The organism is Leisingera sp. ANG-DT (genome assembly GCF_000813785.1).
GTDB lineage: Bacteria > Pseudomonadota > Alphaproteobacteria > Rhodobacterales > Rhodobacteraceae > Leisingera.
In genome coordinates this window covers 31287-40112 of record NZ_JWLE01000019.1, presented here as the reverse complement: position 1 = coordinate 40112, position 8826 = coordinate 31287, and the positions used below count along the sequence as shown (strand labels likewise).

11 protein-coding genes and 1 tRNA gene are annotated in these 8826 nt (G+C 63.5%); 9 read left to right on the top strand and 3 right to left on the bottom strand.

All coding sequences use genetic code 11. The features are described 5' to 3' along the window. On the bottom strand, positions 1–115 hold a 115-nt coding region (locus tag RA21_RS22375), incomplete at its 3' end, for a hypothetical protein (RefSeq protein ID WP_152610563.1). Between the two features lie 257 nt (positions 116–372). Between RA21_RS22375 and cofG the strand changes: the two genes are divergently transcribed. From cofG to RA21_RS23520, 9 genes are all read left to right on the top strand, one after another. After that, a complete protein-coding gene (gene cofG / locus RA21_RS15195; protein ID WP_082008967.1) occupies positions 373–1515 on the top strand; it encodes a 7,8-didemethyl-8-hydroxy-5-deazariboflavin synthase CofG in 1143 nt (380 codons plus the stop codon). Next, entirely contained in the window at positions 1512–2783 is a 1272-nt protein-coding gene (gene cofH, locus RA21_RS15190) for a 5-amino-6-(D-ribitylamino)uracil--L-tyrosine 4-hydroxyphenyl transferase CofH (protein ID WP_039150379.1), read from the top strand. The genes cofG and cofH overlap by 4 nt, the downstream gene beginning before the upstream one ends. Further along, complete coding sequence (gene cofD / locus RA21_RS15185; protein WP_039150376.1) at positions 2780–3748, top strand: 2-phospho-L-lactate transferase; 969 nt, start codon at positions 2780–2782, stop codon at positions 3746–3748. The genes cofH and cofD overlap by 4 nt, the downstream gene beginning before the upstream one ends. Beyond that, positions 3745–4404 carry a 2-phospho-L-lactate guanylyltransferase gene (gene cofC, locus RA21_RS15180; RefSeq protein WP_019296527.1) on the top strand — a complete coding sequence of 220 codons (660 nt, stop codon included), beginning with the start codon at positions 3745–3747 and terminating at the stop codon, positions 4402–4404. Before cofD ends, cofC begins: the two co-directional genes overlap by 4 nt. Then, positions 4401–5174, top strand: coding sequence for a coenzyme F420-0:L-glutamate ligase (gene cofE / locus RA21_RS15175; protein ID WP_019296526.1), 774 nt, complete (start codon positions 4401–4403; stop codon positions 5172–5174). The genes cofC and cofE overlap by 4 nt, the downstream gene beginning before the upstream one ends. Continuing rightward, positions 5171–5839 carry an NADPH-dependent F420 reductase gene (npdG, locus tag RA21_RS15170; RefSeq protein ID WP_039150373.1) on the top strand — a complete coding sequence of 223 codons (669 nt, stop codon included), beginning with the start codon at positions 5171–5173 and terminating at the stop codon, positions 5837–5839. Before cofE ends, npdG begins: the two co-directional genes overlap by 4 nt. A 25-nt stretch (positions 5840–5864) precedes the next feature. Then, positions 5865–6905, top strand: coding sequence for a TIGR03842 family LLM class F420-dependent oxidoreductase (locus RA21_RS15165; protein WP_019296524.1), 1041 nt, complete (start codon positions 5865–5867; stop codon positions 6903–6905). A gap of 182 nt (positions 6906–7087) precedes the next feature. After that, positions 7088–7711, top strand: a complete 624-nt coding sequence (locus RA21_RS15160; RefSeq protein WP_019296523.1) for a TetR family transcriptional regulator C-terminal domain-containing protein — start codon at positions 7088–7090, stop codon at positions 7709–7711. Between the two features lie 157 nt (positions 7712–7868). Then, entirely contained in the window at positions 7869–8090 is a 222-nt protein-coding gene (locus RA21_RS23520) for a tyrosine-type recombinase/integrase (RefSeq protein WP_446720197.1), read from the top strand. A gap of 94 nt (positions 8091–8184) precedes the next feature. Here RA21_RS23520 and RA21_RS15155 read toward each other — a convergent pair. Both RA21_RS15155 and RA21_RS15150 read right to left on the bottom strand, forming a co-directional pair. Then, positions 8185–8261 (bottom strand) — tRNA-Arg (locus tag RA21_RS15155). Between the two features lie 35 nt (positions 8262–8296). After that, the gene (locus RA21_RS15150) at positions 8297–8779 is read right to left on the bottom strand and encodes a GNAT family N-acetyltransferase (RefSeq protein WP_019296521.1); all 483 of its coding nucleotides are present in this window, start codon (positions 8777–8779) and stop codon (positions 8297–8299) included. Positions 8780–8826 lie beyond the last annotated feature (47 nt).

Here is an 8826-nt window from a genome sequence, read left to right as displayed (position 1 = left end):
CCCCGGCCTCAATCGCGCACGTATAGCCCAGCTTCTGCAGTTGCTTCGCCGAATCCGGCGTCATCGCAACCCGGTTTTCACCCGGCGCCAGCTCTTTTGGCGTTCCAATCAGCACGGCCGTTCTCCTCCCATTGCGCCAGACCCGCCCCACAGGTGAGTCGGATGGCATCATTCATCATGTTTCTTTTTTTACCAGATAGTCAAATTTTTAGTTTTCAGTCAACAAAATTGTATCACGTAAGCAGGTATTCAATATTTTTTTTCTTTGTTTCCTGTAGTTACAGTATTTTGCAGGCATGTTTTTTATCTATTAGTCAAATTTTAGGTTGACAGAATCCGGGACTCCCACAAACCTAAAAGCAGGAGGAGCCCATGAACATTCTACTGAAAAAACCAAGTGAATCCTGGGCGGCGGCCGGGGACCTGCATGACTTGATGGCCCGTGCCCGCCAGATCCGCGATGCCCATTGGGGGCGCACCGTCACCTATTCCCGCAAGGCCTTTGTGCCGCTGACCAACATGTGCCGCGACACCTGCGGCTATTGCACCTTCGTCAAGCATCCCGACTCGCCCGAAGCGAACATCATGACGCCGGAGCAGGTGCTTGCCACGGCCCGCCGCGGTGAGCGGGAAGGCTGCAAGGAGCTGCTGTTCAGCCTCGGCGAGAAACCGGAACTGCGCTACGAGAAGGCGCGCAAAGCACTGGAGCGGCTCGGCTATTCCAGCCTGACCGCCTATCTGGCCGAGATGTGCGCGCTGGTGCTGCGGGAAACCGCGCTGCTGCCGCATGTGAACGCAGGCACGCTGACCAGCGAAGAGATTGACCTCTTGCGGCCGGTCTCTGCCTCGATGGGGATGATGCTGGAAACCGTCAGCCGCCGCCTGACCCGCAAGGGCCAGCCGCATTATGCCTGCCCCGACAAGGTGCCGGTGCAGCGGCTGCGCACGCTAGAACGGGCGGGCGAGAAGAAAGTGCCCTTCACCACCGGCCTGCTGATCGGCATCGGCGAGACTTTTGAAGAGCGTATCGAGGCGCTGCACGCGATCAACGGCGCCCACGCCCGCCACGGCCACATCCAGGAAGTGATCATCCAGAACTTCCAGCGCAAGCCAGATATCGCCATGGCGAACCACCCGGAGCCGCCGCTGGAAGACATGCTGCGCACCATCGCGGCGGCCCGCATCATCCTGTCGCCGGACATCAGCCTGCAGGCGCCGCCGAACCTCAGCGCCCGCCACCTGGCCTACCTGGACGCAGGCATCAACGACTGGGGCGGCATCTCGCCGGTCACCATCGACTTCATCAATCCGCAGCATGAATGGCCGGAGATCCGCCAGCTTGCCGCCTCCTGCACCCAGGCCGGGTTCCAGCTGCGCGAGCGGCTGACGGTCTACCCCAGCTACCTGGCCGCCGGCAGCGGCTTCATCGACCCGGAAATTCTGGCCCGCGCCTCCGGCATGGCGCAGGCCAACGGACTGGCACGCGACCAGCAGCACATGGGAGAAACAGCATGACCATCCACCCCCCCGCAGAGAAGTTTGCCGCAGTCCCGGCGGCCGTCAGCGCCGCCTCCGCTCCGGTTCGCGCCATTCTGGAACTGGCGTTGGAAGGCGGCGAGGTGTCAGAAGCCGAAGGCACAGAGCTGTTCCGCGCAACGGGCGCCGATGCCGAAGCGGTCTATGCCGCGGCCGACGAGCTGCGACGCCGCGCCAACGGCGACCGGGTGTCCTTCGTGGTAAACCGCAACATCAACTTCACCAACATCTGCTACATGGGCTGCCGCTTCTGCGGCTTTGCCAAGCGCAGCGAGGACAAAGACGCCGAGTGGCTGGAGCCCGCGCAGATCGTCGAGCGCGCGCAGCAGGCCTGGGACCGCGGCGCAACCGAGGTCTGCATCCAGGGCGGCCTGCACCCAAAGATGGAGGGCACCTATTACCGCGACATCGTGTGCGCCATCAAGGCGGCGCTGCCCGACATGCATATCCACGCCTTCTCGCCGTTTGAGATCTGGTACGGCGCCTCCAAGACCAAGATGTCCTATCATGACTTCCTGGCCGATCTGAAGGCGGCGGGCCTCGGCTCGATGCCCGGCACCGCGGCGGAAATCCTCGATACCGAAGTGCGGATGCAGCTGACCAAGAACAAGCTGAGCGCCGAGAAATGGGTGGAGATCATCCGCGCCGCGCATGAGGTTGGCATCCCGACCACTGCCACCATCATGTACGGCCATATCGACGGGCCGGAGCATTGGGCGGCGCACATCCGCCTTTTGCGCGACATCCAGAAAGACACCGGCGGCTTTACCGAACTAGTGCCACTGTCCTTTGTGCACACGGAATCGCCCCTTTGGGCACAGAACCCGGACACCGTGCGCCCCGGCCCCACCGCGCTGGAGGTGGACCTGATGCACGCGGTCTCGCGCATCATGCTGCACGGCTGGATCGACAACATCCAGGTCAGCTGGACCAAGCTGGGCGCGGCCCGGGCGCAACAGATGCTGTCGCGAGGCGTCAACGACCTCGGCGGCACGCTGATGAACGAAAGCATCTCGCGCGCGGCCGGGTCGGACCACGGCCAGGAAATCACCGCCCGCGAGCTGGCGCAGATCATCCGCGCCGCGGGCCGGGTGCCGGTGCGCCGCAACACCATCTACGAGGTGCGCGAGGTTTATGAGCATCACGACCCCGAGGTGATCGCGCCGCTGGTGGACCGCCAGGGCCGTGACCCGCTGGCCTTCCTGGAAATGTTCCCGGAGCGCCCCGCGCTGGAGGCGGCGGAATGAGCGGCGCAGGCAAGCATAAGGTGACGCTGCTGGCCGGCGGCGTCGGCGGCGCCAAGATGGCCGAGGGGCTGGCAGCCCTGCCGGATGTGCAGCTCTCGGTGATCGGCAATGTGGCGGATGACGATGCCTTCCACGGCCTCTGGGTCTCGCCCGATATCGACACGCTGACCTACAGCCTTGCGGATGTGATCGACCGCAGCCAGGGCTGGGGCGTCGCGGATGAGGGCCACCGGGCGCTGGAAACGCTGACCAAACTGGGCGCGGACACCTGGATGTCGCTGGGCGACCGCGACTTCGGCCTGCACATCTACCGCACCATGCGGCGGCTTCGCGGCGACCGGCCCAGCGAGATCGCCCGTGACGTTGCCCGCGCCTTTGGCGTCACGGCAGAGATCCTGCTGCCCACCGACGGCACCGTGCAAACCCGGGTGCGCACCGATGCGGGCTGGCTGAGTTTCCAGGAGTATTTCGTGCGCGAACGCTGCGCGCCGGAGGTCCGGGAACTGGCCTTCGAAGGCCTCGCCCGGGCCCGCCCAACGCCGGAGGCGCTGGAGGCAATCCGCGCAGCAGACCTGATCGTGATTGCACCGTCCAATCCGCTGGTCAGCATTGCCCCGATCTTGGGCATTCCAGGCATAGCGGACGCGGTGCAGGCCTCCGCCGCGCCCAAGATCGCTGTCAGCCCCTTCATTGACGGCAAGGTTGTGAAAGGCCCCGCCGACCGGATGATGCAGGCGCTGGGGGAGCAGGCAGACGCGCTTGGCGTTGCCCGCCGCTACCGCGGCCTCGCCGGTACATTGTTCATCGACCACGCCGACGCGTCGCTGGCGGGCGCCATCCGCGCCGAAGGGCAGGAGCCGGTCTGCAGCCGCATCCTGATGAAAACCCATGAGGACAAGACCCGGCTGGCCCGCGAAATCGTCGACTTGGCATTTGCTCCGGTCCATCTGGAGGCAACCGCATGACCCCGCAACAAGGTACCGGCAAGCGGCTCGCCGTGATCCCGATGAAGGACCCGTCAAAGGCCAAGACCCGGCTCGCCGTCGCCCTCACCCCGCAGGAGCGCAGGGTGCTGGCGGAAGGGCTGTTCCAGGCCACCGTCGCGAAACTGCAAGAGGCCCTGGCCCGCCTCCCCGGCGGCACGGCGGATATTGCCGTGGTCAGCAACAGCCCGGTGATTGCCCGGATCGCCCGTCAGGGCGGCCTCATCTGCATCGACGACCAGGACCCCGGCGCGCTGTCGCTGGCAGTGGAGGCCGCCGCCGTTTGGGCGGCACAGCAGGGATACAGTGCGCTTTGCGTTCTGCCCGGCGATCTCGCCGCCCCGTCCACGGACGACCTCACCCGGCTGCTGGCACACCCGCTGGATAACAACAGCGCGCTGTTCTGCCCGGCCAAGGATCTGGGGACCAATGCACTGCTGGCGCCCCTGCCCTGCCCCTTTCCGTTCCGCTACGGGCCGAAGTCTCTGATCGCGCATCTGCACGCGGCAGAGGCCGCCGGGCTTTGCCCCCGGGTGCTGCCGCTGGCCAGCCTCCGCATTGACGTCGATACAGCCGAGGATCTTGATCACCTGCTGGCCCATAACCCGCAGGCACTGGCGCGGGAGGGCGCGCAATGAGCCTTTCCGTCTCTCTCACCGCCATTCCCGGTGTGCCGGACATCCGCAACGGCGACGATCTAGCCGCGGTTCTGGGCGATTGCCTGGACCGGGCCGGCATGCCGCTCAAACGCGGCGACATCCTTTGCGTCGCGCAAAAAGTCTTCTCCAAGGCCGAGGACTGCATCATCCCGCTGGCCTCGGTGACGCCGTCGGCGGAGGCGCTGAAATACGCCGAAGAGCTGAACAAGGACCCGCGCAAGGTCGAGATCGTCCTGCGCGAAAGCACCCGCGTGGTGCGCGCCTTCCGCCGCCCGGACCAGAACGAGGGCACGATGATCTGCGAGCACCGGCTCGGCTTCATCTCAGCCAATGCGGCGGTGGATGAGTCGAATTTCGGCGAGGAAGATGCGGCGATGATACTGCCGCCCGATCCGGATGCCAGCTGCGCCCGGCTGCAGCAGGATCTGTCGCACCGTTTTGACGCCGAGATCGGCGTGGTAATGACCGACACCTTCGGTCGCCCCTGGAGGCTGGGCCAGGTCAATGTGGCGATCGGCCTGGCCAAAGTGCCCGCGACCATCCGCGAACAGGGCAAAAGCGACGCCTGGGGCCGCCCGCTGCAGGTGACTGAACCGGCACTGGCCGATGAAATCGCCGCCGCCTCGGGGCTGGTGGTGCGCAAGAACGGAAAGACACCGGCGGTGCTTCTGCGCGGGCTCGACTGGCAGCCCGCCGACAGCCGCGGCGCCGACATACTCAGGAAAAAACAGGAGGATATGTTCCGATGAGGATCGCAATCATTGGCGGCACCGGGCCGCAGGGACAGGGTCTGGCTTTGCGCTTTGCCCGCGCCGGCATCAATGTGGCTCTGGGTTCGCGCGACGGTGAGCGCAGCGCCGGCATCGCAGCAGAGCTGATGGCGAAACTGCCCGCGGGCGCCGCCGAAATCACCGGCCTCGGCAATGAAGCCGCCACCGCAGCTGCGGATGAGATGGTGATCCTCGCGGTGCCATTCTCCGCCCATAACGCCACGCTCAAGGCGCTGAAGCCGGGCCTTGCGGGCAAGATCCTGGTCGACATCGTGGTGCCGCTCAAGGAAGGCGACCCCAAGAAGGTGGAAATGCCGACCGAAGGCTCCGCCACCGAGGCCGCGCAGGCGCTCCTAGGCGACGAGATCCCGGTGATCGGCGCGCTGCACAACGTGTCGGCCACCACGCTCAACAACCTGGACTGGCCGATCAACTGCGACATCCTGGTCTGCGGCAACAGCCTGCCTGCCCGCAAGAAGGTGATGGAGCTGGTCGGCGCGCTGGATGTCCAGGCCTACAACGCCGGCGACGCCGAGGCCGCCCGCTGCATCGAGGCGATCACCCCGATCCTGATCCGCCAGAACATTTCCAAGGCGGTGCCCTTCACCCATGCGGGCATCCGCATCTGGGCCCCCGATCACTGAGATTCCAACGAGGAGGAAAACACACATGGAATTCGGTATTTGCTTCAAGGGCTTCGTTGAGCCCGAACGCGCCCGCGCGCTGGTCCGCCAGGCCGAGAACGCAGGCTTCACCTACTGCTGGTTCTACGACAGCCACATCCTGTGGCGCGAAAGCTTCGTCGCCATGGCGATGTGCATGGAGCACACCACCAACATGCGCTTCGGCCCGCTGGTGACCAACCCGAACTCGCGCGAGTGGTCGGTGGCGGCCTCGCTGTTCGGCTCGCTGGCGAAACAGTCCGGCGGCCGTTTCGACATCGGTCTCGGCCGCGGCGACAGCGCCGTGCGGGTGATGGGCAAGAAGCCCTCGACCATCAAGCGGATGGAAGAGTTCACCCACGTGGTCAAATCGCTGATCCGCGGCGAGGAAGTGCAGTACGGCGAATGCCCCGAGCCGGTGAAATTCCCCTGGGCGCAGGGCTATGAGCTGCCGGTCTGGATCGGCGCCTACGGCCCCAAGGCGCTGGCTTCGGCCGGCAAGGTCGGCGACGGCGTGGTGCTGCAGATCGCCGAGCCCAAGATCATCAAATGGCTGGCCGATCAGGCCAAGGCCGGCGGTGAGGCTGAAGGCCGCGACATGTCAAACTACCGCGTCATGGCCGCGGCGCCCGCCCACACCGGCCCAATCGAGGAAGGCATCGAGAAGACCAAGTGGTTCCCTGCCATGGTCGGCAACCACGTCGCTGACATCGTCGAGAAATACGGCACCGGCGGCGATCATGTCCCGACCAGCCTGACCGACTACATCAAGAACCGCAAAGGCTACGACTATTCCAAGCACGGCCAGAGCGATAACCCCTATCTCGACTTCATCACCGAGGACATCGTCAAGAGCTTCTGCGTGCTCGGCACCCCGGATGAGCATATTGCCAAGATCCGCGATCTGGAGGCCGCTGGCACCACCCAGTTCAACATCTATCTGGACAGCGGCGACGAGGAGAAGATCATCGCCGATTACGGCGATCACATCATCCCGGCCTTCCGGGAGGACGGTTCCGTATCCTCCCCGATGCTGGCTGCCTCCTAAGGGCTGACGCCAGCCATCTCCCCTGACGGCACAGCCTTCCGGCGGGCAGCCTCCCCTGCCCGCCGGTTTTTTTACTGCCCGCAGCTGCCTTCGGATCGCCCGCCGCCACGCCCGCTGGCCTTCCCCCCCGAGTTGTGCCAAGACAGCGTCGAGTCGGATTGATATGAAATGGCGGATTCCGCATGGCGCGCATGGCATCAGAGAAACCGAAGACCAAGATCCAGCGTCAGAAAACAGAACAAATCATGGCCGCGGCGCTTGAAGTCTTCTCCCGTCATGGTTCTTCCGGCGCGTCTATCAACATGATTGCCAAAACAGCAGGGCTGACTACTCCCAACCTGCTTTATTACTTTGAAAGCAAGGACGCGATCCGGCGGGAGCTTATGGGCCGAACACTGCAGCTGTGGATGGCACCGTTGAGCATGCTGAGCCCGCACGGCGAACCTATTGATGAAATCTGCGAATACATCCGGCGAAAATTGGACGTGTCACGAAGCTTCCCCAAGGAAAGCAAGTTCTTTGCCAATGAGGTCCTGAGCGGGCTGCCGCGTTCCCGCAGCGAAATCTTTGGCCCTCTCAAAGAGCTCTACAGCGCAAAAATCCTGCTTCTGGAAGAATGGATGAATGACGGAAAGATTGCATCTGTGGATCCGCATCACCTTCTGTTTTCGATTTGGGCAACCACGCAGCACTATGCCGACTTCGACGTACAAATCGCGGAAATTGCTCCCAGCAAGGCGGAAGACAGATATGTTGAGGCTGAAGCATTTCTCTTAGAAATGTACAAAAAATTACTCGCCGTTTAAGGTGCGAGTTTAGCTGAGCTATATTTTCAGCAGGCCACGCCCGAAGATATACAAGGAACAGGGTGTTAAACCTCTGAACTGTACAGGATTCAAAAAACAAGCGCGAATTGCGGCGGCATAGCCGGGCCAATGGTAATTGCCTTAAGCACGGTCTGCGCTGCTTGGTTCGCAGTGTCCTCACCGGCTGCATGAACACATACGAACACCGTGCCCTCCTCAACGGGATACCTACGCCACCCGGATGCTGAACAATGGTATGAGGCTAGAGGAGGTATCCCACCTTCTCGGACACGCCACTGTGACCCAGACACAGAAGTACGCCAAGTTCGCCAAAAGGGATGTTACGGACAGGGCGAGGGAGATCATGAATGGCCGCTAAAATCTCTGTGGCCTCAATTTTAGCCCCTGTATGTACCTACTATACACACCCACGTCGAGCGAGGTCGCTTACCAACTGAATGTAAAGGAAAAAATGGCGATCCCTTGAGGACTCGAACCCCAAACCTGCTGATTAGAAGTCAGCTGCTCTATCCAGTTGAGCTAAGGGACCGCTCTGCGCCAGTTATGACAGGCTGCCCCCGGGGGTCAAGCCGCGGCGCGCAGATCCAGATGCATAAAGACCGACCACGGATCCTCGGCATAATCCGCAAACGGCGGGCAAGGGGCAAAGCCAAAGGATTCGTACAAACGCCGCGAGGGCAGGAAATCCTCGGTGGAGCCGGTCTCGAGGTAGACCGCGACCGCATGGCTGCGGCGGGCAAGCTCCAGCAGAAAGGCCAGCATGGCACGGCCTGCGCCACTGCCGCGGGCCCCTGCCAGGGTGTGCATCGACTTCAGCTCGCGGGTGCCATCGCCCAGGTCCTTGAGCGCCCCCATGGCAAGCGCCTGGCCGTCCCGTCGCAGCAGGAAGAATTGCACCTCCGGCCCCTCCAGACCGCTGGCGTCCATGGCATGGCAGCTTTCCTCGGGCGATTGCGCTGCCATCTGCGCCAGATGGCGGCGGATCAGGGCGGCAGCTTCCGGATCAGAGGGGCGGGCGGCGGCGATGTCAAAGGCTGTGTCGGTCATCGTCAAAGTCCATCGGTCGGGTTGCCCTAAGGTATTGCCCGGCCAGC